General features: G+C 64.5%; 20 protein-coding genes. 5 read left to right on the top strand and 15 right to left on the bottom strand.

Annotated elements, in window-relative coordinates:
* Positions 1-73: 73 nt before the first annotated feature.
* A complete protein-coding gene (locus IVA87_RS12940) occupies positions 74-493 on the bottom strand; it encodes a YciI family protein (protein WP_247301527.1) in 420 nt (139 codons plus the stop codon).
* Between the two features lie 411 nt (positions 494-904).
* On the opposite strand from IVA87_RS12940, the gene IVA87_RS12945 reads away from it, so the two are divergent.
* Together IVA87_RS12945 and IVA87_RS12950 are read left to right on the top strand one after the other, a co-directional pair.
* Positions 905-1,693, top strand: a complete 789-nt coding sequence (locus IVA87_RS12945; protein WP_247333759.1) for an SDR family oxidoreductase — start codon at positions 905-907, stop codon at positions 1,691-1,693.
* Positions 1,694-1,846: 153 nt separating this feature from the next.
* Positions 1,847-2,281 carry a hypothetical protein gene (locus IVA87_RS12950; RefSeq protein WP_247301525.1) on the top strand — a complete coding sequence of 145 codons (435 nt, stop codon included), beginning with the start codon at positions 1,847-1,849 and terminating at the stop codon, positions 2,279-2,281.
* A 904-nt stretch (positions 2,282-3,185) separates the two neighbouring features.
* On the opposite strand, the gene IVA87_RS12955 is transcribed toward IVA87_RS12950, so the two are convergent.
* The 4 genes from IVA87_RS12955 to IVA87_RS12970 form a co-directional block, all read right to left on the bottom strand.
* Positions 3,186-3,599, bottom strand: a complete 414-nt coding sequence (locus tag IVA87_RS12955; RefSeq protein ID WP_247301523.1) for a VOC family protein — start codon at positions 3,597-3,599, stop codon at positions 3,186-3,188.
* A 30-nt stretch (positions 3,600-3,629) separates the two neighbouring features.
* A complete protein-coding gene (locus IVA87_RS12960; protein WP_247301521.1) occupies positions 3,630-4,169 on the bottom strand; it encodes an SRPBCC family protein in 540 nt (179 codons plus the stop codon).
* Positions 4,170-4,362: 193 nt separating this feature from the next.
* Positions 4,363-5,649: an RNA polymerase sigma factor gene (locus IVA87_RS12965; RefSeq protein ID WP_247301520.1), complete on the bottom strand. Its 1,287-nt coding sequence runs from the start codon at positions 5,647-5,649 to the stop codon at positions 4,363-4,365.
* Entirely contained in the window at positions 5,646-6,014 is a 369-nt protein-coding gene (locus IVA87_RS12970; protein WP_247301518.1) for a YciI family protein, read from the bottom strand. Before IVA87_RS12970 ends, IVA87_RS12965 begins: the two co-directional genes overlap by 4 nt.
* Positions 6,015-6,154: 140 nt before the next feature.
* Here IVA87_RS12970 and IVA87_RS12975 point away from each other — a divergent pair, with 140 nt between their 5' ends.
* Entirely contained in the window at positions 6,155-7,120 is a 966-nt protein-coding gene (locus IVA87_RS12975; RefSeq protein ID WP_247301517.1) for a glyoxylate/hydroxypyruvate reductase A, read from the top strand.
* 72 nt (positions 7,121-7,192) lie between these two features.
* On the opposite strand, the gene IVA87_RS12980 is transcribed toward IVA87_RS12975, so the two are convergent.
* Positions 7,193-7,843: a TetR/AcrR family transcriptional regulator gene (locus IVA87_RS12980; protein ID WP_247301515.1), complete on the bottom strand. Its 651-nt coding sequence runs from the start codon at positions 7,841-7,843 to the stop codon at positions 7,193-7,195.
* A 106-nt stretch (positions 7,844-7,949) separates the two neighbouring features.
* Here IVA87_RS12980 and IVA87_RS12985 point away from each other — a divergent pair, with 106 nt between their 5' ends.
* Complete coding sequence (locus tag IVA87_RS12985) at positions 7,950-8,594, top strand: glutathione binding-like protein (protein ID WP_247333761.1); 645 nt, start codon at positions 7,950-7,952, stop codon at positions 8,592-8,594.
* A 48-nt stretch (positions 8,595-8,642) separates the two neighbouring features.
* Here the strand turns inward: IVA87_RS12985 and IVA87_RS12990 are convergent, their stop codons facing one another.
* The 9 genes from IVA87_RS12990 to IVA87_RS13030 all read right to left on the bottom strand — a co-directional run bounded on the left by IVA87_RS12990 (position 8,643) and on the right by IVA87_RS13030 (position 20,639).
* The gene (locus tag IVA87_RS12990) at positions 8,643-9,947 is read right to left on the bottom strand and encodes a TRAP transporter large permease subunit (protein WP_247301513.1); all 1,305 of its coding nucleotides are present in this window, start codon (positions 9,945-9,947) and stop codon (positions 8,643-8,645) included.
* Between the two features lie 34 nt (positions 9,948-9,981).
* Positions 9,982-10,593, bottom strand: coding sequence for a TRAP transporter small permease (locus IVA87_RS12995; RefSeq protein ID WP_247301512.1), 612 nt, complete (start codon positions 10,591-10,593; stop codon positions 9,982-9,984).
* Positions 10,586-11,587 (bottom strand): TRAP transporter substrate-binding protein, encoded by a 1,002-nt coding sequence (locus tag IVA87_RS13000; RefSeq protein ID WP_247301510.1) that lies wholly within the window; start codon positions 11,585-11,587, stop codon positions 10,586-10,588. Before IVA87_RS13000 ends, IVA87_RS12995 begins: the two co-directional genes overlap by 8 nt.
* A 39-nt stretch (positions 11,588-11,626) precedes the next feature.
* A complete protein-coding gene (locus IVA87_RS13005) occupies positions 11,627-13,285 on the bottom strand; it encodes a hydantoinase B/oxoprolinase family protein (RefSeq protein WP_247301508.1) in 1,659 nt (552 codons plus the stop codon).
* A gap of 2 nt (positions 13,286-13,287) precedes the next feature.
* Positions 13,288-15,372, bottom strand: coding sequence for a hydantoinase/oxoprolinase family protein (locus IVA87_RS13010; RefSeq protein WP_247301507.1), 2,085 nt, complete (start codon positions 15,370-15,372; stop codon positions 13,288-13,290).
* A 141-nt stretch (positions 15,373-15,513) separates the two neighbouring features.
* Positions 15,514-16,335 carry an NAD-dependent protein deacetylase gene (locus IVA87_RS13015; protein WP_247333762.1) on the bottom strand — a complete coding sequence of 274 codons (822 nt, stop codon included), beginning with the start codon at positions 16,333-16,335 and terminating at the stop codon, positions 15,514-15,516.
* 73 nt (positions 16,336-16,408) lie between these two features.
* A complete protein-coding gene (locus IVA87_RS13020; RefSeq protein WP_247333763.1) occupies positions 16,409-18,208 on the bottom strand; it encodes a cation:proton antiporter in 1,800 nt (599 codons plus the stop codon).
* A 211-nt stretch (positions 18,209-18,419) separates the two neighbouring features.
* A complete protein-coding gene (locus IVA87_RS13025; RefSeq protein WP_247301504.1) occupies positions 18,420-19,250 on the bottom strand; it encodes an SDR family oxidoreductase in 831 nt (276 codons plus the stop codon).
* Positions 19,251-19,304: 54 nt separating this feature from the next.
* Positions 19,305-20,639 carry a solute carrier family 23 protein gene (locus IVA87_RS13030; protein WP_247301503.1) on the bottom strand — a complete coding sequence of 445 codons (1,335 nt, stop codon included), beginning with the start codon at positions 20,637-20,639 and terminating at the stop codon, positions 19,305-19,307.
* A gap of 126 nt (positions 20,640-20,765) precedes the next feature.
* Here IVA87_RS13030 and IVA87_RS13035 point away from each other — a divergent pair, with 126 nt between their 5' ends.
* Positions 20,766-22,094 (top strand): dicarboxylate/amino acid:cation symporter, encoded by a 1,329-nt coding sequence (locus IVA87_RS13035; protein WP_247301502.1) that lies wholly within the window; start codon positions 20,766-20,768, stop codon positions 22,092-22,094.
* Positions 22,095-22,160 lie beyond the last annotated feature (66 nt).

Consider the following 22,160-nt stretch of genomic DNA (forward strand, 5'->3'; position numbering starts at 1 on the left):
CATTCATCGCTATTGCTGCCGCCGATGGATCCGGCTGGCGCTATCCGCGCCCCGGAATGACGGCGGCGGAGAGCTATTTCTTCGCCGCATGGGCGCGCGTGCGCTCTTCCTGCTCGCGCAGTTCGGGGGTGAAGGCTTCGCCAAAGTCGTCGGCCGAAAACACTTGGCGGATCTCGATCTCGGAGCCGGAGTCGAACGGCGCACGCTTCATCCAGGCGATGGCCTCGTCGAGCGATGCAGTCTTGATCAGCCAGAAGCCGGCGATCAGATCGGGGGAGAGATCGAACGGACCGCGGGTGACGCTTGCCTCCGACCGCGCTGAATATCTGAGCCGGGCGCCCTTCACCGTCGGATGCAGGCCCTCGCCGGCCTCGATCACGCCGGCCTTGGCCATTTCCTCGTTGAACCTGCCCATGGCCGCCAGCATCTCCGTGCTCGGCATCTTGCCGGCCTCGGTATCCTGGTTTGCCTTGACGATCACCATGAAACGCATGGACGTGCTCCGTGATATGCATGGAAGGGGGCCGGTCCGGCCCCTGCTCCCAAGTAAGACGAATGCAATCTCCTCGAGCCGACACCGACCTGGAGATAATTTGGTCGATCTGGAAGCCAGTCGCCGCGGCTTCGGCGAAAACGGCTGTCGATGCGGCCGAGCCCCCGTTTCCGACGTGATGAACTCGACCTTGCGAAGCCTCGATCCGCCACGCGGGGAAACTTGACGAGACCTGATGCCGGCGAACCCGAGGCCAGGCGCGGCATCAGCGGCACCTAGCGATCCCCCCTCCCCCCGGCAACCGCGATGTGACGGGGATTGACTTTCGGTTGCCCTTCTTGTCGGAACGAAAGCAAAGTAAAATGCGTTGGCCGCCGCGCGGCTTACGTTTCCGACAGGGACAGATCACCAATGCCGCAAGCCCCACAAAAAGTCGCCCTCGTCACCGGAGCTGCGCGCGGCATCGGGCTTGCGACCGCGAAGAAGTTCCTCGCCGAGGGCTGGCGCGTGGCGTTGCTCGACGTCGAGAGCGAACTGCTCGGCCGCGCGGTCGCCGAGATCAGCCAGAGCGAGGCGACGCTGGCGCTCACCTGCGATGTCTCAGACAAGGCTGCGGTTGCCACTGCAATGACCGCGCTCGAACGGCAATTCGGCCGGCTGGATGCGCTCGTCAACAATGCCGGCATCGCGGTGTTCGCGCCGCTGATGGAGACGTCGGAGGCTGACTGGCGCCGCGTGCTCGAAGTCAACCTCACCGGCCCGTTCCTCTGCACCAAGGCAGCGGTGCCCTTGATGCGCGACGGCATTGGCGGCGCCATCGTCAACATCACCTCGATCTCGGCGGTGCGCGCCTCGACGCTGCGCTCGGCCTACGGCACCAGCAAGGCGGGGCTGGCGCACCTCACCAAGCAGCTCGCGGTCGAGCTCGCCTCCCTCAATATCCGCGTCAACGCGGTCGCTCCGGGGCCTGTCGACACCGCGATGGCGAAGCAGGTGCACACCAAGGAGATCCGCGCCGACTATCACGACGCCATTCCGCTCAACCGTTACGGCCTGGAACAGGAGCTCGCGGACGCGATCTACTTCCTGTGCTCGGCAAATGCGAGCTACATCACTGGCCAAATTTTAGCCGTTGATGGCGGCTTCGATGCGGCGGGTATCGGCCTGCCGACACTGCGCGGCCAGCGGCGCAACGGGTAGGCACGGGTAAGGTGGGCAAAGGCGCACACGCGCCGTGCCCACCCTCGTTCCGGACCAGCGGTGCCAATGCTGGCACGCGGAGCCTGTCATCGGGCGCGCATTCGCGCGACCGGTGGCTTTGCCCACCTTGATGTCGAGAGTTCGGAGAGTGCCATGCGACGCGTCACCTTCAAAACCTGGCTGCTCGCGACAGCTCTGCTCGCCTCTGCGCCCGCGGCCGCGGAGATCCGCATCATCCAATCGCCGGGCGGACAGGTCGGGCCGTTCCTCGACCTGTTCGAGCAGGTGCGCGAGAGCGGCGAGCGCGTGGTGATCGATGGTCCTTGCCTGTCCGCCTGCACCCTGGTGCTGAGCATCGTGCCAGGCGAGCGCATCTGTGTCACCAAGCGGGCGGTGCTCGGCTTCCATGCCGCACGTTCGATCGACCGGCGCGGGCACATCTATGCCGAGCCGGAGGCATCGGTCGCGGTGCTTGCGGCCTATCCCGGCCCGGTGCGCGACTGGATCAGCCGCCGTGGCGGCCTCACTTCGCGGCTGCTCTTGCTCAAGGGGCGTGATCTCGCCGCGATCTACCCGCGCTGCCGCTGACCAATTTGCCAGCCGCCGCTCCAATGGCCCTTGGCTTGGCTGGTCCGAGGCCATAGGGCGGGTTCCCTGTGCTCGCACGTTATGTGCGCACCGGGGTTGTTCGCCATCACGCGCTGGCTAGCTTCAAAAGAGAGTCTGAATCACCGGCACCAGCTTCATGCTGACGCAGATGAGCATCCCCCAAAGAGCAAAATTGATCTGTAGCGCCGCCGCCATCGGTCGCTCCCCTTCCAAGTGACGTCCATCCCAGTTTGTAGATTTTATGACTCACAAATAACGATTCTGACGTGCAGAGCACAGCCCAATATTGCGTCAATTGTTGTGCGATGCAGTCCGCATCGTTTCACGAAGCGGCCGCACTGCTCGCGCAAAGTGATGCGAATCGCCAATTCATTCCTCGGCCATGCCGGCCCACTGGTTTGCCTTAAGTTCCATTTGACCGACGCGATGCAAGTTTTCCCGGATGCGCAGTCGCACCGGCGCAGGAGCGTCGCCCGATCGCGTGGGATAGCCTCGGCCAAGACCCCAACAACGCCCGAACCGCCCTCAAATCGCGAAACGGCACGCAACGAATCCCGTCCCCGCGGCAAATGATCCCAATCGGGAGCGGGAACGCGTGCTCGGCACCCTGCGGCCATACTCCGAGGCGTGGTGGGCGGTCCATGACGAGATCGAAGCGGACAATAACAGGCAGCTCGGCACGAAGCTCGTGATTTGCCCTCGCTGAGTGCAAGCGTCGCCGCCGGGCGCGGACGTGACCGGATCAATCCGATGAGAGGATGAACGGCCGATCCGCGCCTGACGGAGCGGCTCCACGCTCCGTACGATCCATTATGTGTCCCCTCTCCCGCGGCTTTGGAGAGAGGGGATCACATTCAATCGACCATGTGGGCGATCGCGCCCGTCACATTCCTTCCGCCGGGCAGTTCACCATCCAGGGAATGCCGAACTTATCGACGCACATGCCAAAACCCTTGGCCCAGAACGTCTTGCTGTAGGGCATGGTGACGCTGCCGCCGTCGGCGAGCGCGTTGAACTTGCGCTCGCCGTCCGCGGGGTCCTTGACCGTGAGCGAGATCGAAAAGCCCTGTGGCTTTTGAAAATGCTCGGGCGGCGCGTCGGAGGCCATCAATACGCTGCCGTCGGGCAGCGACATTCGCGCATGCATGATCATCTTCTCGCGCCCGGGCGAGGCGGGCACCTCCGGCGGCGCGTCCGAGGCGCGCATCATGGCATCGATCTTGCCGCCGAGAACCTTGACGTAATAGTTGAACGCAGCTTCGCAGGTGTCCTGATAGAACAGATAGGGATTGAGCATCGTTTCTCTCCTCTTCGCTTCCTGTGAGACTTATTGCTTCTCAGTGAGCTTCTTCAGGCTGGCGAGGCCGGCCTCAAAATCCTTGCCGATCATGCTGTCCATGTTGATGAACACCTGCATCAGCTTGGACAGGAACGGGGCCGGACCATACATCGCCCACGTGATCAGTGTGGCATCACCTTGCGGCACAAAGGTGAACTCGGCGCTGTTATGGCCTTCGAGCGGGCGCTCGAAATCAAGCTTGATGCGGAGCCTCAAAGGCGCGTTCGCCTCGAGGATCTCCATGTGGCCGGCGCCGACATTGTTGTTCCCGTCCCAGGCATAGCTCGCGCCCTTACCTTCCGCGGCTCCGCCGAAGGTCCGCCTCATGGCGGGATCGCGGCTCTCGTAGGGCGACCAGGCGGTCCAGCGGTGGAAATCGGCCACCTGCGGATAGATCGCGTCGGCCGGCGCTTTCACGGCGAGAGTGCGCTCGACACGGAATGTGTCGGGTTTCGTCACGGCAAAGACCAGCACGGCCGCAATTCCGGCCGCGAGGACGATTGCGATGACGGCAATGGCTTTCAGCATGGATGGGCTCCCGGGACACACGCATAGGACGAACGAGCGAGGCCCCGGCCGACAAGATCGAAACGAAATTTTTGGCACGCTGCCCACCCCACGTCGTGGCCGGGCGTTGCCCCGGCCATCGACGTTCTTCGCCGATGGCAAGACTGGGCTGCCCGGGACAAGCCGGGACATGACGACCGCGACGGTTTGCGCCCTATTTCGCCTTGGCGCTTTCCTTCGGCTTCGGCTGGCTGTCCCGGATCAGGCGATCCAGATGCATGCGGATGTGGGCGGCTTCCGCTGAGGTGTTGGCGAGCGCGATGGCGCGGTCGAAGGCGATGCGGGCCTCGTCGTTGCGGCCGAGCTGCATCAGGAAGGCACCGCGCACGCCGTAGAAATGGAAGTAGTTGGCAAGCTTCGGCGCCAGCGGCTCGATCAGGTCCAGCGCGGCCTGAGGTCCGCGCACCTTGGAGACCGCGACGGCGCGGTTGAGCGTCACCACCGGCGAGGGCTGCAGCACTTCGAGCGCGCCGTAGAGCAGGTCGATCTGCGCCCAGTCGGTCTCCTCTGGCGTCGATGCCCGCGCATGCAGCGCGGCGATCGCGGCCTGGATCTGGTAGGGCCCGCTGTGGCGGTGACGCATCGCCTTGTCAATCAGGGCAAGGCCCTCCGCGATCATGGTGCCGTTCCAGAGCGAACGGTCCTGGTCCTCCAGCAGGATCAGCGACCCATCCGCGGCAAAGCGGGCGGCGCTGCGCGCGTGCTGCAACAGGATCAGCGCCGTCAGGCCCATGATCTCCGGCTCGCTCTGAAACAGCCGCAGCAGCAGCCGCGCCAGCCGGATCGCCTCTTCGCACAGCGGCTTGCGGAGCTCCGCGGTATCGCCGCTCGCCGAATAGCCCTCGTTGAAGATCAGGTAGATCATCGCCGCGACGCTGGCGAGCCGCTCGGAACGCTCGACCGCGCCGGGCGCTTCGAAGGGTACGCCGGCGTCGGCGACCTTTGCCTTGGCGCGGGTGATGCGCTGCTCCATCGCGGCCTCCGAAACCAGAAAGGCGCGCGCGATCTGCTTCACGGTGAGGCCGCAGACGATGCGCAGCGCCAGCGCGATCTGCTGCGTCGCCGGCAGTTGCGGATGGCAGCAGATGAACATCAGCCGCAAAATATCGTCGCGGTAGTGCGAGCCGTCGAGCCGCTCCGCGAGCGCGCCCTCGGCGTCGTCGAGATCGGAGATCGCTTGGTCGTCGTCCGGCAGCGGTTGCTGCTTGCGGGCGCGGCGGACCTCGTCGATCGCGACGTTGCGGCCGACCATGATCAGCCAGGCCGCGGGATCGCGCGGCGGGCCATTCTGCGGCCAAGTTTTCAGCGCGCGCAAGCAGGCGTTCTGAAAGGCCTCTTCGGCGGTGTCGAGATCGCGGAAATAGCGCAGCAGCGCCCCGACCGCCTGAGGGCGCGCCGAGGTCAGCGCAGTCTCGATCCAGGCGGTGTCGGCCTCGCTCACGTCAGATTCCCTCCGGGCCTGAACACGCCGACGGGACGCACCTCATAGGCGCCGCCGGGATTGGCAGCGCCGAGATCGCGGGCGACGTCGAGCGCGTCGTCGAGGTTCTTGCAGTCGACGATGTAGAAGCCGAGGAGTTGCTCCTTGGTCTCCGCATAGGGGCCGTCGAGCACCAGCGGCGGGTCTTCCTTGCGCAGCGTCGCCGCCGCGGTGGTCGGCAACAGCCGCGCCACCGGCCCGAGCCGGCCCTGTTTGGTGAGCTTCTCCTGCACCACGGCGAGCTTCTTCATCACGGCCTCGTCCTGGTCCTTGCTCCAGGAGCCGACGAAGTCCTCATCGTGGTAGCAAAGAATGGCATAAAGCATAGGCGACACTTCCCTCGTCTGTTCTAAAGACGCGCCAATATGCCTCGCCCCGACAGGGCTGCGGAAAAAATTTGCAAGAAAAATCCGGTAGATCGTGCCAAGGAGGGCCTTCTCAAGCGGAACTCGACGAGGCACTTCGAATGACCCTGGGCACACTGGCCGTCCTGATCAACAGCACGCAGCAGAACTGGCTGCCGGAGCGCTGGAAGGCCCGGTTCGAGACGGTCTGCGGCGGCCGTCGCGTGGTGCTGCTGCCTGATGCGGGGCTCGATCCGGCCGAGGTGCACTATGCCGCCGTGTGGAAACCGGTGCCGGGCGATCTCGGTGCCTTCCCCAATCTGCGTGCGATCTTCAATCTGGGCGCCGGCGTGGACGCGCTGATGGCCGACAGGAGCCTGCCCGATGTGCCGCTGGTGCGCGTCGCAGTGCCCGACCTGACCAACCGCATGACTGAATATGTCGTGCTACATGTGCTGATGCACCATCGCCAGGAGCTCTATTTGCGCCAGTGCCAGCGCGAGAAGCGCTGGGAGCCGACTTATCAATGGCCTGCAAGCGCGGTCACAGTGAGCATCATGGGGCTCGGCACGCTGGGCAGTGATGCGGCCGCCGTGCTGCGCCGGCTCGGCTTCCGCGTCACCGGCTGGAGCCGCAGCCCGCGCGCGATCGAGGGCGTGGAATGCTTCCACGGCGCAGCCGGAATGGACGCGTTCCTGCGCACGACCGACATCCTGGTCTGCCTGCTGCCGCTGACGCCTGACACGCACGGCATCCTCAACCGCGACGTCTTCACAAAGCTCAACCGTAAGAGCCCGCTCGGCGCGCCGGTGCTGATCAACGCCGGCCGCGGCGGCTTGCAGAACGAAGCCGACATCCTGGCCTGCCTCGATGACGGCACGCTGGGCGCCGCCTCGCTCGACGTTTTCGTCCAGGAGCCGCAGCCAGCGGATAGCCGGTTCTGGGCCCACCCCAAGGTGCTGCTGACGCCGCACAATGCGGCCGACACTGACGCGGATGCGATCTCGGCCTACGTCGCCGAGCAGATTGCGCGGTTCGAAGCGGGCGGCGTGCTGGAGAACGTGGTGAATCGGGCGAGAGGGTATTAGCGCTCCGTCCGGTTTGGCAAGACGCACGACCGCGCCTCACCCTCGATGTCGTCCCGGCCTGCACCGGACGGCTCAGTTTTTGACCCCGATCCCCACCATCAGGTCGATCGCGCCGCTGACGATCGCCTCCAGCTCCTTGCGCGGAACGTGGGCGCGGGAGCGGATGGCGATCGTGTGCACGGTCGCGGATGCGACCTGCGCCAGCACCGCCGGCTCGGCGCTATCAGGCAGTTCGCCCTTCTCCTTGGCGCGGCGGAAGCAACTGGCAAAGGCCTTGTCGAGCTCGGTGAGACCGTCGAGCACCATGGCGCGGATCTCGGGATCACTCACTGCCTCGGATGCCGCAGTCACCACCGTGAAGCAGCCTCGCGGACCAGTGTCGCCCGAAAGATAAATGTTTAGCGCGGACGCGAAGATGTGCTCCAGGCGCTGGCGCACCGGCATCTCCTGGCGAAAGATCTCCGCCATCGACGCGCGCGCTTCCTCCCGGTAGCGCTGGTAGCTCTTGATGTAGAGCTCGCGCTTGTCGCCGAACGCCCCATAGAGGCTCGGCCGGTTCATGCCGGTGGCTTCGCTGAGATCGTCCAGCGAGGTCGCGGCAAAGCCCTGCTTGCGGAACAGGTCGAGCGCCCTGCCAAGCGCGACGCCGGGCTCATAGGCACGCGGCCGGCCGCGGCGCTTGGGTCCGCTGGCAGCAACCGGCGGCTTCGATTTTTGTACCATTTCGCAAGATAATCCTTGACCGGTCTTATATTATGCAAGACAGTATAAAAATCAATCTGGCCAGGTTGAGCGACACCCCAGAACGAATTGCCCCAGGAGGCTACAGATGGATCTCTATTTCTCGCCGCTCGCCTGCTCGATGGCGACCCGCGTCGCGCTGTACGAAGCTGGCGCCGAAGCGAGCTATCTCGAAGTCGATCCGCCGACCAAGACAGTGCTGAACGACGGCTCCGACTTCCGCACCGTGAACCCGATTGGCCTCGTGCCCACTCTGCGCACCGACGAGGGCGTGGTGCTGACCGAGAACGCCGCGATCCTGCAATATGTCGCCGATCGTTTTCCGCAATCCGGCCTCGCCGCCGCCGCCGGTATCGAGCGCACGCGGCTGCATCAATGGCTCTGCTTTGTCGGCACCGAGCTACACAAGGCCTTGTTCGTCCCCTTGCTCGACCGCAAGGCGCCGCAGGAGGCCAAGGCCTATGCGCTGGAGAAGAACCTGTCGCGGCTCGACTATCTCGACAATCATCTCAAGGGACGTGAATTCCTGCTCGACCATTTCAGTGTCGCTGATGCCTATCTCGTCACGGTGATCAACTGGACCATGGCGACGCCGCCGATCGAGCTCGCGAAATGGCCGAACCTGAAGGCCTATTACGAGCGCCTGCGCCAGCGGCCGTCGATCGCACGCGCGATCGCGGAGGAGTTCGAGCTGTACAAGGCCGAGCTCGCGCGGAAGAAGGCCGCGGCGTAAGCCTGAGGCGTCGCAATGCCGTCCCGGCACCGGCCGGGACGGCACGATCTATCCGTAGAGCACCCGCGGCAGCAGCGTGACAATGCCGGGCCACAGCGTCAGCAGCAGCACGAAGCCGATCATGATCATCAGATACGGCATCGTCACGCGGGCGATGTAGCCGAGACCATCTTCGGTCAGGCCCTGGATCACGAACAGGTTGAAGCCGACCGGCGGGGTGATCTGCGCCATCTCGACGGCCAGCACCAGGAAGACGCCGAACCAGATCTCATCGAAGCCCGCCGCCTTCACGATCGGCAGCACGATCGGCAGCGTCATCACGATCATCGAGAAGCCGTCGAGGAAGCAGCCGAGGACGAGATAGAAGACGACCAGCACCACGATCAGCATGAAGGGCGACAGGCCCAAGCCCTTCACGAAGGCGGCAATCGCCTGTGGGATGCCGAGGAAGGCAGCCGCGTTGCCGAGGATCGAGGCGCCGAGCACGATCAGCGCAATCATCGAGCAGGTGACCACCGAGCCGATCAGCACGTCCCGCATCACCTGCCGCGACATCGCTCCTTGCGCCCATGCGACAAGCGCGGCGCCGAGGACGCCGACAGCCGCAGCTTCCGACGGGGTTGCGAGGCCGCCATACATGGAGCCGAGCACACAGCCGATCAGGAACAGGGCCGGCGCAAGATCCTTCAGCGCCGCAAAGCGCTCGCTCCAGGGCACCTGCGAAAGCTTTGCTTCCGTCTCCGGCACCATGCTGCGGTTGAGGCTCGTGTGCAGCATCACCCAGGCCATGAAGGTGGCGGCGAGCAAGAAGCCGGGCAGCACGCCGGCGGTGAACAGTTTCAAAATCGAGACATCGCCGAGCACGCCGTAGATGATCATGATGTTGGACGGCGGGATCAGGAAGCCGAGCGTGCCGGCGCCGGCGAGCGAGCCGATCGCGATGTCGCGCGAATAGCCGCGGCGCAGCAGCTCGTTGAGCGACATGCGGCCGATCACCTGCGTGGTCGCGGCCGACGAGCCTGAGATCGCGGCGAAGATGGTACAGCCGATCACGTTCACATGCAGCAGGCGACCGGGCAAAAGCCCAGCCCACGGCGCGAGTCCCTGAAACAGCGAACGCGACAAGCGGGTACGAAACAACAGCTCGCCCATCAGGATGAACAGCGGCAGCGCCAGCAGCTCCTGCGTGGTCAGGATGTTCCAGGCATATTGCGGCAGCAGCTTGTCGAGCGGGATCGAGCGGAACATCGCGAGCAGCAGCGTCGCGGTGAGCGCGAGCGTCAGGCCGATCCACACGCCGCACGCCAGCAACGCGAACAGGATCACGAAAAGGGCAACGACTTCGATGGTCATGGGATCCGCTGTCCGGAGGCTGGCGCGTGAGCGATCATTCTACGGGCGAGGCCTTCATGCGGTGATCCTCTAGCGGCAGGCCGAGCACGGCCTGGATCGCGCGCGCCAGGAACTGAAGCGTCAAGAGCAGCATGCCGAAGGTGACGACGGCTTGTGGAAACCACAGCGGCGTATCGCTCGATGTCGAGACCTGGCCGCGCACATAGGCACCGAAGGCAAACTTCGCCATCGCTGAGGTCAGGAACGCCATGAAAGCGAAGCCGGCAGCCGCCGACAGGACTTCGAGTACGCGCTGCACCAAGGCCGGCGCGTTCTTGAGCAGCAGGACGACTCGGATGTGACCGCCGCCACGCAGCGTCATCGCGGCGCCAAAAGTGAAGGACGCCGCCATCAGATAGGACGAGTATTCCCAGGCGATCGAGATCGACGGCGGGAAAAACGACAGGAAGTTCGAGAGGAAGCGCGTTGCGACCTCGCACAGCATCAGCAGGGCCAGCATCAACAGACAGCCGCCGCCAATCCAGCCGTCGAGCCGGCCGAGGCGGTCGATGCCGTCGAGCAGGATGCGCAGCGGCGCCGGCGCCGTTGCATTGAGGCTCTGCGGAGCTTCGGGCGAGACGCTCACGACGCCTTCACCATCAGCCACGCTTCATTTCGGCGAGATAAGCCCGCACCGGCTTGTCGGCTGCCGGCACGCGTTTGAGGAAAGCATCGAGCTGCGGCGCGGTCTTGGCCCGAATTTCGGTCATCATCGCGTCCGAGACCGGCACCACCTCCATGCCGCCCTCCTTCAGACGATTGAGGCTGTCTACATCGGCCTTGAGCGAGTTGGCCCAGAAGCCCGGCTCCATCTTGGCGGCGATGCCGCCGATGAGCTGCTGCTGATCGGCGCTGAGCGCTTTCCAGGAATCGAGATTGACGGTGAGCATCTGCGACGACCAGACGTGGTTGGTTGGGTAGACGTATTTCAGGAACTCCCAGAATTTTCCGTCGACACCCGACACTGACGACGTCGAAACGCCGGCCACTGCGCCGGAAGCGAGCGCAGGGATGGTCTCCCCCCAGGGAATCATGACCGCGGCCATGCCGATCGCGTTCAGCATGTCGACGGCGTTCTTGTCGGGGACGCGGATCTTGATGTTCTTCAGGCCCTCGACGTTGGCGACCTTGACCTTGAGATGCAGATATTGCGTCGGCCACGGCACGATGTAGAGGATCTTCTGGTTGTTGCGGGTGACGACTTTCTCGTATTCGGGCCGCACATATTTGTGCAGCACCTTCAGCTCGTCCATCGAGCCGCACAGGAAGGGGATGCTCTCGACGCCCATGAAGGGCTCGTCGCCGACCTGCTGGATGTTGAGGACGTCGGCGAGCGGCACCAGGCCATCGCGCACGGCGCGCAGATGCTCGGGGCCCTTGAAGCCGAGCTGGCCGCCGGCCTTCACCGTGATGTTGACAGTGCCGCTGCTCTGCTTCTTCACCTCCTCGGCGAAGGCAAAAGCGTTCTGGGTGTGGAAATTGCCGTCAGGCCAGACCGTCGACATGTCCCAGCTCACGCCCGCCGCCCGGGCGCGAGTGGAGATGTGGCCGGCCGCAAGCAGCGTCGCTGCGCCCGCGGTGAAGCTTCGTCGCGTGATCATTGCACCCCTCCGTTCGCTACGCGCGCGACGCCTGACGCGTCACCGTGTGTACCCGTAAACTGCAATCGCGCTATCGGCAGACACGAGGCCGCTCTCGACGTCGTCCTTGACGGCCGCTCGATCGCGTTCGACGGGCGCGCCGATCCCGGCACCGCCCGGTGTCAGCACCACCAGCCGATCCTCGGGCGGCACCTGCTGAAAGCCCTTGCCCCGCAGCTTCTTTCCAGACTTCAGGCCGACATAGCCGGCCGCGCCGTCCTCGCCGCCATCACGCCCGCGCGGCGGATGATCGATACGGTCGAACGCGGCAAGAATGTCGAACGGGGCATCGACGCCGCTGCCAACCTCGATGATCTGACCGAGCCCGCCGCGGGTGCGCCCTGCTCCGCCGGAATCCGGACGCAGCTCCTTGCGCCAGAAGATCAAAGGCGTCTGCGTCTCTGCGATCTCGACCGGCGTACCGCGCACACCGCTGGGATAGGCGGTGGCCGACAGCCCGTCCTTGTCGAAGCGCGCACCGGTGCCGCCATTGGAGGTCACCGCCATCGAGAACCCGTAATTGCCGCCGGCGCCGCTTCGGGTCTGTCCGCGGACGTTGAGATTCCACAGGCACGAGGTGCCTTCGGCCGGCACGCGCTCGGGGATGATCTGGCGCAGGCAGCCGAACACGACGTCGGGCAACATCTGGCCGATGATGTGGCGCGAGGCCACCGGCGCCGGCTTCGGCGCATTGAGGATCGCACCCGCCGGCGCCGACACCGTCAGCGGCGAGAGCGAGCCGGCGTTGTTCGGGATCTGCGAGGCAACGACGCAGCCGAGGCCGAACACGGTGTAGGCCGTGGTATAGGACAAGGGCACGTTGATGCCGAACTTGGAGGCGGCCGAGGTGCCGTCGAAATCGACGTGAATGCCTTTGTCCGAAATCGTCAAGGTCGCGACAAGCGTGACCGGCGCGTCATAGCCGTCGACAACCATGGTGTTGCGCCAGCTTCCTTTCGGAAGTTTCGCGACCTCGGCCAGCACGGCCTCGCGCGAGCGTTCGCAGATGTAGTCGCCGAGCTCGTCGAGCGTATCGATGCCGAACTCCGTCATCATCTCGACCAGGCGCTCGCAACCAACGTCGTTGCAGCCCGCGAGCGAATAGGTATCACCCTCGGTGTCTATAGGCAGCCGCGTGTTGGTGCGGATCATCGCCATCAGCGTCTCGTTGACGACGCCCTGATCGATCAGCTTCAGCATGGGGATGTAGAGCCCCTCCATGAACACGTCGGTGGCATCGGGACCGAAACCGATGCCACCGATGTCCATGAGATGGCTGGTGCAAGAGAAGAGTGCGACGACCTTGCCATCCTTGAAGCACGGCGTGGTGACGACGAAGTCGTTGAGATGGCCGGTGCCCATCCACGGATCGTTGGTGATGTAGGCGTCGCCTTCCTTCATCGTCTGGAGCGGGAAGTGCGCGATGAAGTGCTTGACAGATTCTGCCATCGAATTGACGTGGCCGGGCGTGCCGGTCACCGCCTGCGCCAGCATGCGGCCCTTGAGGTCAAACACGCCGGCAGAGAGGTCGCCGCATTCGCGCACAATTGGACTGAAGGCGGTACGGAGCAGGACCTGCGCCTGCTCCTCGACCACGGCGATCAGCCGGTGCCACATGATCTGGAGGTCGATCAGGCTCGCGCCGCTTGCCTTGCTCATGATCAGGCCGCCTTTCGTTCCATGACGATGCTACCGGCACCGTCGATATGGGCGTCAAAACTGGTCGAGACGAAGGTGGAGGTCTCGTCCTCCGCGATCACGGCAGGGCCTGCAATGGTCGCGCCGGGCGCCATGTCTTCGCGGCGATAGAGCGGGATCTCGATCACCTCGCCTGCGCGGCCGTCGAAGAACTTGCGGCTGCCGGCCGCCTTTCCGGCGGGCTTGCGCGCGACGGCCGCGACCGCAGCTGGATTGCGCGCCTCGGTGGTCGCGAGCACCGACCAGCTCAACACCTCGATCGCCGCCCCCGGGATCGGCCGCTCGAACATCGCAGCATAATCCGCCTCGAATTTCTGGCGCAGGCCGGCGAGATCGGCGGTCGTCAGCCGCCGGTTCGGCAGCTCGACCGAGATCTCGTGGCCCTGGCCGACATAGCGCATGAAGGCGGCGCGCCGCTCCCGCACGGGCGCACCGGCGGCGCCGGGTTCGACCAGCGCACGCGCTTCGGTCGCCGTCTCCTGCAAGAGATCGGAGACCGCCTCGGTGTCGAAATCATCGAGTCGGACATGACGACTGCGCACCAATTCGTAAGCGATGGGCGCCGCCAGGAATCCGACGGCTGATCCGACACCGGCATTCGATGGCACGATCACCCGGGAGACGCCGATCTTCTCGGCGACGCGCGCCGCATGCAACGGTGCAGCGCCACCGAACGCGATCAGCGTGTGCTGGCCGACCACGGCGCCGCGCTCGACCGCATGCACGCGCGCCGCGCTTGCCATGTTCTCGCAGACGACCTCGTGCACGGCATAGGCGGCGGTTTCCGCGGACAGGCCGAGCGGCTCGCCGACATCGCGCAGCAGCGCCTGTTTGGAAAGCTCGGGGTCGAGCTTGATCGTACCCGCCGCAAAGGCGTCGGGATCGATCAAGCCGAGCGCAACGTCCGCATCGGTCACGGCCGGACGCTGGCCGCCGCGGCCGTAGCAGGCCGGCCCCGGCTCCGATGACGCACTTTCCGGACCCACGGTGACGCGCTTCATCGCGTCGACATGGGCAATCGAGCCGCCGCCGGCGCCGATCTCGACCATCTCGATCACGGGGATGCGCACCGGCAGGCCGGAGCCTTTGAGGAAGCGCGCGGCGCGATCGACCTCAAATACGCGCGAGGTCTCAGGCTGATACTTCTCGATGAGGCAGATCTTTGCGGTGGTGCCGCCCATGTCGAAGGACAGCACCTTGGTCTCGCCAAGACGCGCCGCGATCTGCGCCGCGAAAATCGCTCCGCCAGCCGGACCGGACTCGACGAGACGCACCGGAAAGCGCCGCGCCGTCTCGATCGAGGTGACGCCCCCGCCGGAGGTGACCAGATAGATGGCGCCGCGGAACTGCTCGACGTGCAAGGCGTCCGCCATGCGGGCCAGATAGCCGTCGATAAGGGGTTGCACATAGGCGTTCGCAACCGCGGTGGAGGTCCGCTCATACTCGCGAATTTCCGGACACACGGCCGACGACACGGTCACGGAGATGCCGGGCATCTCCTCGCCCAGGATCGCGGCAGCGCGGCGTTCGTGCTCGGGATTGGCGTAGGAGTGCAGGAAGGCGATCGCGACGCTCTCGACGCCTCGCTCACGCAATTTCGGCGCGAGCGCGCGCACAGAAGTCTCGTCCAGCGGGAGCCGAACGGCACCGTGCGCGTCGATACGCTCGGGGACGGTGAAGCGCAGACTGCGCGGCGCCAGCGGCTTCGGCTTGTCGATGCTGAGGTCATATTGGTCGTAGCGGCTCTCGGTGCCGATATCGAGCACGTCGCGAAAGCCCTCCGTCGCAATCAGCGCGGTTTTCGCGCCGCGCCGCTCGATGATGGCATTGGTCGCGAGCGTGGTGCCGTGAATGAAGACGTCGATGTCGCTGATATGCGCGCGCGCGTCAGCGAGGATGAGGCGCATGCCGTCCAGCACCGCCTGCTCGGGCCGCTGCGGCGTCGTCAGCACCTTGCGCGTCTTGCGCGCCGCGCCCACGTCCAGCACGATATCGGTGAATGTGCCACCGATATCGACGGCAAGCCGCACCTCGGCTCCCTCAAGCATTCCAAATTCTCCGCGCTGATCGTCAAGACTGAGGTCGAAAGCGCAGCAATTTCCATGCCATGGACGACGAGGACAACGCCACGCCCGGCTATTCTGCTTGGCACCTATGCAATAGGCAAGACGTGTTCGACGCCTGCGCGATCAGAGCAGGAATGCAAGCGCCGACTCGCAGCGCTCCTCGACCTTTAGCGTCAGGAGATCGTCGGCGCGGGTGCGGCCGAGATTGACCGCTGCAATCGGAATTTTGCGCTCCGCGGCAGCCTGCACGAAGCGGAATCCGGAATAGACCATCAGCGAGGAGCCGACGATCAGCATGGCGTCGGCCTGCGCCAGATGATCGTGCGCGGTGGCGACAATATCGCGGGGGACGTTCTCGCCGAAGAACACGACGTCGGGCTTGAGGATGCCGCCGCAGGTTTCGCAGGCCGGCACTTCGAAGGACGAAAACTCCTCGTGCTCCAGATCGGCGTCGCCATCAGGTGCATCGGCGGCATCGAGCGTCAGCCAGGCCGGATTCGCGCGGCCAAGCGCGTGCTGAAACTCATCGCGCGGCGTCCTGCAGCCGCAGCCCATGCAGCGGACCAGATCGAGTCGGCCGTGCAGGTCGATCACCTGCCGGTGGCCGGCGGACTGATGCAGCCGGTCGACGTTCTGGGTCAGCAGCATCCCGCACCGGCCGTTCGCCTCGAGCCTGGCCAGCGCATGATGCGCATCATTCGGCTTGGCTTGGCCGAACCGCCGCCATCCGATCAGACTGCGCGCCCAATAGCGCCGGCGCGTATGCTCGTGCGACATGAAGGCCTGGAAATTCACCGGCTGGGTGCGCTTCCAATTGCCGTGGCTGTCGCGATAGTCGGGAATGCCCGAATTGGTGCTACAGCCCGCGCCGGTCAGCACGAACAGACGTTCGTGTCGGCCGATGAAATCCTGGAGCGGAAGGTTTGGCAGCGGAGCACTTGTCATGACGCAGATGTAGTTCGTGCGGGCGGGTTTTGCCAGATGATGATGGTCCGCAGCGCACGGCCTGGAGAGGTGGCTATCTCGGGGACCGGCGCCCTGTGCTATCGAGCAGACGAGTTTTCTCTTCTGCTGCAATGCGGGCGGCTTGCTGCAATGTCAGCCGAAATTCGTCCCGTTTCTCGTGCACCGAGGCGATCGCATGCCCGACCGCGACTCCGAGGCCGATCAGTGCCGCTTCGGAAAGTTGCAGGCTTGCCTCGATGGTTTCCGGCACCGCATCGGTTGCGCCGATCGCATAGAGGTGACGGGCATGATCGGCGTCCCGCGCACGTGAGACGATCAGCACGTCCGGCCGCACGGCGCGGATCCGCTCGACGACAGCATCGATTGCTGGTCGCGACTGAATGGTGATGATCACACCGGTCGTCTGCATCAGGCCGCAGGCTTCGAGAAAGCCCGGTTCTGTCGCATCACCAAAATAGACCTTATGACCATCGCGGCGGTCGCGCGCCACGGCGACTGCTTCGTTGTCGACCGCGATGTAGTTTAGGCCGTGGCTGGTCAGCAGCGAACAGACGACCTTTCCAACGCGGCCGTAGCCGACCACGATGGCCTGCGCCCGGTCGCCGGGCGGCCGAACCCTCAGTTCGGGATCGAGGGTTCGCTCGCCACCCAGTTTCGCGGCCAATCGTCGCCCGAGCATGCCCAAAAACGGCGTCAATGCCATCGTTGCGGCGGTGATGGCGACGACAAAGCTCGACACGCGCGGTTCGATCAGGCCGAGCGCCGCCGCCATCCCGATGCTTACGAAAGCGAATTCGCCAACAGGAGCCAGCAGGAAGCCGACCTCGATCGCCGACGGCCACGAGAGCCTGAAGAGGCGGCCCAGGATGATGAGCATGATCGCCTTGCCGGTCAGAACCCCGATGACGGCGGCCAGCAACCAACCAGGCTCGCGCATGAACACGCGGACATCGATGGCCATGCCGACGGTGAAGAAGAAGATGCCTAGCAGCAGGCCCTTGAATGGCTCGACGGTGGCCTCGATGGCCTTGCCATACTCCGTTTCAGCCAGCATCAGTCCTGCAACAAATGCTCCGAGCGCCATCGATAGGCCGGCTTGGTGCGCGGCAAGGCCTGCGCCGACGATGACGAACAAGGTCGCCGCGACGAACAACTCCATCGAATGAGTGCCCGCAACCATCTGGAACAGCGGACGCATCAGCAGCCGTCCGATCAGAATAAGAAAAGCGACCGCCACTACGGCCTTCAAGATCGCACTGGAGATGTGCGCCACGACGGAGCCGTCGCTGCCCGCGCCGAGCACCGAGACGAACACGAGAATGGGAACCACTGCGAGGTCCTGGGCCAGTAGCACCGAGAAGCTGGCGCGCCCCGCAATGGTCGCGAGCCGCCTGTCGCTGGACAGAAGCTCAAGCACGATAGCCGTCGAGGACAGCGCAAGGCTTGCGCCGAGGATCACGGCGGTATGGGAATTCTTCCCCGCGAGAAGCGTCGCGCCGAAAATGATCGCAGACGTCGCCAGCACCTGCAGGCCGCCAAGCCCGAACACCAGGCGCCGCATCGTCACGAGCCGCCTGAAAGACAGCTCGAGCCCAATCAGGAATAGCAGGAACACGACGCCGAGATTGGCGATGCCTTCAACGTTCTGCGCGTCCGCAACGGTGAACCAGTACAGGAACGGGAGGTCCTGAACGAGCGAGCCGAGTCCGAGCGGGCCGAGGATGGCACCGGCACCGAGATAGCTCAACACCGGATTGATGCCCCAGTGGCGGACGATCGGCACCACGACGCCGGCAGTGCCGAGGACCACCAGCGCGTCACTGTAGGCATTGATGTTTATGGTTGTGGTCACGGAGCCTTCATGTGTCGGCGCTCGCCACTAGCGGCAGCGTCGTCCACGATCGATAGCACACGGCGCCGCAGACCCCTACCCGGCTCCGACCGCCTTTGCCGCGCGGGCATTGGTGGCCAGCACGCCAGCGAGGAGGCTCGCCTCGCGACCACGATCTAATCGTTGCAACCGGGTCGGGCCGCCGCAGATGCGCACGCTCCCAAGCTGACGTTCAACTCGCCCAATTCTCCCGGAATTCGGGGAACAGCGTCAGGCCTCCGCAGGCATAGATGGTCTGTCCGGTGATGTAGCTCGCATCATCCGAGGCGAGGAAGGCGAACACCGCGGCGATCTCTTCCGGCGTGCCGACACGTCCGAGCGGAATGTGGGAGGTGACGACGCCGCGCTTCTCGGGATCACCGGTCCACGCCGCGTTGATCGGCGTGTCGATCGCGCCGGGTCCAACCGCATTGACGCGAATGCCGCGGCCGGCGAATTCAAGGGCCAGCGTACGCGTCAGATTACCCATGCCGCCCTTGCTGATCGAATAAGCGAGATAGCCGGGCTTTGGGATGATCTGGTGGACGCTGGAGCAATTGATGATACTCCCACCTCCGCCGCGGGCGACGAAATGCGCGAGCGCCTTCTGGGCGCAAAGCACGGCGCCATTGAGATTGACGTCAATGATGCGACGATAGGTTTCGACGTCGAGCGCATCGCTCGGCGATTCCCGCTGGAAGCCGGCATTGTTGACCAGGCAATCGAGGCGCTTCCAGCGCGCCAGGACCGTCTCGAACATCGCGCCGATGTCCTGCTCGTTGCCGACATCGGCCTTGACGATGATGTGATCGAGCCTGCCATGACCCCGATCGCCCGATGCCGTCCGCGCCAGCGCAAGCGTCTCCTCGGCCCTTTCAGGATGATCGAAATAATTGATGGCGACGGTCGCGCCTTCCTGGGCGAGCCGGATGGCGACGGCGCGGCCGATGCCTTGCGAGGCGCCGGTCACCAGCGCGTATTGGCCCACGAGGCGCGAGGGAAAGGAGGTTGAGGTTTGCGGCATGAGTTCTCTCCGGGATGCTTGATCATCGGCGGAACTGGCTTTTTGTTCCATCCCTCAGCGCATTACTTCGATCCGCTCGGCGCGGCGTGCGAGTGGCGAGGTCAGAATCTGATACAGGATGATGGCGCCAAAGGTTGCGGTACCGATTCCGCCGATGGTGAACGCACCGAATTTGAGCGTAAGATCGCCGGCGCCTGCCGTGAGCGCCACCGCAACGGTAATCAGGTTCGCGGGATTTGCAAAGTCGACCTTGTTCTCGACCCAGATCCGTCCCGCCATCGCCGCGATCAACCCGAACAGCACGATCGAGAGGCCGCCGATGACCGGACCTGGAATCGACAGGATGAGCGCGCCGAATTTCGGCGAGAAGCCGAGCAGGATCGACACCGTGGCCGCGAACGCAAACAACAAGGTGGAATAGACTTTCGTCGCCGCCATGACGCCGATATTCTCGGCATAGGTGGTGACGCCGGTGCCGCCGCCGCAGGCCGCCACGATGGTCGCGAGGCTGTCGGCCAACAGGGCGCGGCCGAGATAGCGATCGAGGCTCCGGCCCGTCATGGCGCCGACGGCCTTGATGTGACCGAGGTTCTCGGCGACGAGAACGATCGCAACCGGCGCGATCAGGAAAATTGCATCGGCATGGAAGCTCGGCGCGGTGAAGTTGGGCAGGCCGAACCACGGCGCGGCCGAGAGTTGCGCGAAGTCGATCGGTTTGCCGAAACCGAGTCCGTTCGCGAACAGCAAGTACAAAAGATATCCGCCGATGGCGCCGGCAATGATCGGCAGGCGGCGCCACAGGCCCGGCGCGGCAACGGCGACCACGCCGATAATCAGAACGGTCGCAAGCCCGATCCAGGTGTCGAACGTGCCGGCGCTCACAGCCTTGACCGCCACCGGCGCAAGGTTGAGCCCGATCGCAGCGACCACGGCGCCGGTGACAGCCGGCGGCAGCAGCTTCTCGACCCAGCCAACCCCAGACCACATCACGATCAGCGCAATCAGGCCGTACAGCACTCCGGCTCCGATGATGCCGCCGAGCGCAATTGACAGGTTCGGGTTCGGCCCTTGCCCCACATAGCCGGTGGCAGCGATGACGACGGCGATGAATGCGAAGCTCGAGCCGAGATAGCTCGGCACGCGTCCTGCGACGATGACGAAGAAGATCAGCGTGCCGATGCCGGAAAACAGGACCGCAACATTGGGATCGAACCCCATCAGTAGCGGCGCGATGATCGTTGATCCCGACATTGCGACGCAATGCTGGAGACCGGAGACAACGGTCTGACCCCAAGACAGCCGCTCCTCCGGCATGATCACGCCCGAGGTCTTGAGTTTCCATCGCGGAAAATAGCCTTGCACGCGTTCTTCGGAGCCTGTTGTCGACATGTTTCCCCCGACTTGCGGTGCAGCGGTCGATCGTCGTGCGATCCGACAAAAATGTGATTGTCGCTTCCGCCACGGCCATCACATGATGCAAATCAAGCAAAATCGATACGTTCCGGGGCGTACAATATGACACAAGTCGCGGTCCAGCCAGCCGTCCGCCGCCGGCATCAGCCCTGGTACAAGATCCTCTACGTCCAGGTCCTGATCGCGATCGCGCTCGGCGTGCTGATCGGTTATTTCTATCCCGATCTCGGCAAGGCCTTGAAGCCGCTCGGCGACGGTTTCATTGCGCTGATCAAGATGATGATCGCACCGGTGATCTTCTGCACAGTGGTGCACGGCATCTCCTCGATGGGCGATCTCAAGCGCGTCGGCCGGGTCGGGCTCAAGTCGCTGATCTATTTCGAGACGGTCTCGACCGTCGCGCTCGCGGTCGGTCTGCTCGTCGGCGAGATTCTCCAGCCCGGGCGTGGCTTCAACATCGATCCCGCCACGATCGATCCGAAATCGGTGGCCACCTACGTCACCAAGGCCAAGGAAGAGGGCATCGTCGCCCATCTGATGGCGATCATCCCCGACAGCTATCTGGGCGCCATCGCGCGGGGCGACCTGCTTCAGGTGCTGTTGATCTCGATCCTGTCGGGCTTCGCCATCGCCTTCCTCGGCAAGGCCGGTGAGCCCATTGCGGACGCGATCGACAAGGCCGCAAAAATGTTCTTCGGCATCATCCGCATCATCGTGCGCGTGGCGCCAATCGGCGCCTTCGGCGCGATGGCGTTCACCGTCGGCGCCTACGGTCTCGGCTCGCTGCTCAACCTCGCCGCCCTGATCGGCACGTTCTACCTGACCAGCATCCTGTTCGTGCTGATCGTGCTCGGTGCGATCGCCCGGTTCGCCGGTTTCTCGATCCTGCGCTTCATCGCCTACATCAAGGACGAGTTGCTGATCGTGCTCGGCACCTCGTCCTCGGAGACTGTGCTGCCGCAGATGATCCAGAAGATGGAGCATCTCGGTGCCTCGCGCTCGGTCGTCGGCCTGGTCATCCCCACCGGCTACAGTTTCAACCTCGACGGCACCAACATCTACATGACGCTGGCGACGCTGTTCCTGGCGCAGGCGACCAACACCCATCTGACCTTCTGGCAGGAGCTCGGTATTCTCGGCATTGCCATGATCACCTCGAAGGGCGCCTCGGGCGTCACCGGCGCCGGCTTCATCACGCTCGCCGCGACGCTCTCGATCGTGCCCGACATCCCGATTCAGTCGATCGCGATCCTGGTCGGCATCGACAAGTTCATGAGCGAGTGCCGCGCATTGACCAATCTGATCGGCAATGGCGTTGCCTGCGTCGTCATCAGCATCTCCGAAGGCGAGCTCGATCGCGACGCGCTGCACGAGACCATGGCCCACCCGCTGGAGATCGGCGAGGCGTTGGAACCCGGCGGCAGAGCGTAGCGGTTCCGACGCGGTAGTTTCCCGGAATGGAAAAGCGGTGAGATACGCGTCACAACAATGGCATTG

Source organism: Bradyrhizobium sp. 147, from assembly GCF_023073935.1.
Taxonomy (GTDB): domain Bacteria; phylum Pseudomonadota; class Alphaproteobacteria; order Rhizobiales; family Xanthobacteraceae; genus Bradyrhizobium.

What these genes read in the sequence shown, in the direction of transcription:
- IVA87_RS12945 (WP_247333759.1), top strand. Translation starts at nt 905, where the DNA reads ATGCCGCAAGCCCCACAAAAAGTCGCCCTCGTCACCGGAGCTGCGCGC.
- IVA87_RS12960 (WP_247301521.1), bottom strand. Translation starts at nt 4,169, where the DNA reads ATGCTGAAAGCCATTGCCGTCATCGCAATCGTCCTCGCGGCCGGAATT.
- IVA87_RS12970 (WP_247301518.1), bottom strand. Translation starts at nt 6,014, where the DNA reads ATGCTTTATGCCATTCTTTGCTACCACGATGAGGACTTCGTCGGCTCC.
- IVA87_RS12985 (WP_247333761.1), top strand. Translation starts at nt 7,950, where the DNA reads ATGGATCTCTATTTCTCGCCGCTCGCCTGCTCGATGGCGACCCGCGTC.
- IVA87_RS12950 (WP_247301525.1), top strand. Translation starts at nt 1,847, where the DNA reads ATGCGACGCGTCACCTTCAAAACCTGGCTGCTCGCGACAGCTCTGCTC.
- IVA87_RS13025 (WP_247301504.1), bottom strand. Translation starts at nt 19,250, where the DNA reads ATGCCGCAAACCTCAACCTCCTTTCCCTCGCGCCTCGTGGGCCAATAC.
- IVA87_RS13000 (WP_247301510.1), bottom strand. Translation starts at nt 11,587, where the DNA reads ATGATCACGCGACGAAGCTTCACCGCGGGCGCAGCGACGCTGCTTGCG.
- IVA87_RS12990 (WP_247301513.1), bottom strand. Translation starts at nt 9,947, where the DNA reads ATGACCATCGAAGTCGTTGCCCTTTTCGTGATCCTGTTCGCGTTGCTG.
- IVA87_RS13035 (WP_247301502.1), top strand. Translation starts at nt 20,766, where the DNA reads ATGACACAAGTCGCGGTCCAGCCAGCCGTCCGCCGCCGGCATCAGCCC.
- IVA87_RS13015 (WP_247333762.1), bottom strand. Translation starts at nt 16,335, where the DNA reads ATGACAAGTGCTCCGCTGCCAAACCTTCCGCTCCAGGATTTCATCGGC.
- IVA87_RS13010 (WP_247301507.1), bottom strand. Translation starts at nt 15,372, where the DNA reads ATGCTTGAGGGAGCCGAGGTGCGGCTTGCCGTCGATATCGGTGGCACA.
- IVA87_RS12980 (WP_247301515.1), bottom strand. Translation starts at nt 7,843, where the DNA reads ATGGTACAAAAATCGAAGCCGCCGGTTGCTGCCAGCGGACCCAAGCGC.
- IVA87_RS13005 (WP_247301508.1), bottom strand. Translation starts at nt 13,285, where the DNA reads ATGAGCAAGGCAAGCGGCGCGAGCCTGATCGACCTCCAGATCATGTGG.
- IVA87_RS12940 (WP_247301527.1), bottom strand. Translation starts at nt 493, where the DNA reads ATGCGTTTCATGGTGATCGTCAAGGCAAACCAGGATACCGAGGCCGGC.
- IVA87_RS13030 (WP_247301503.1), bottom strand. Translation starts at nt 20,639, where the DNA reads ATGTCGACAACAGGCTCCGAAGAACGCGTGCAAGGCTATTTTCCGCGA.
- IVA87_RS12955 (WP_247301523.1), bottom strand. Translation starts at nt 3,599, where the DNA reads ATGCTCAATCCCTATCTGTTCTATCAGGACACCTGCGAAGCTGCGTTC.
- IVA87_RS12975 (WP_247301517.1), top strand. Translation starts at nt 6,155, where the DNA reads ATGACCCTGGGCACACTGGCCGTCCTGATCAACAGCACGCAGCAGAAC.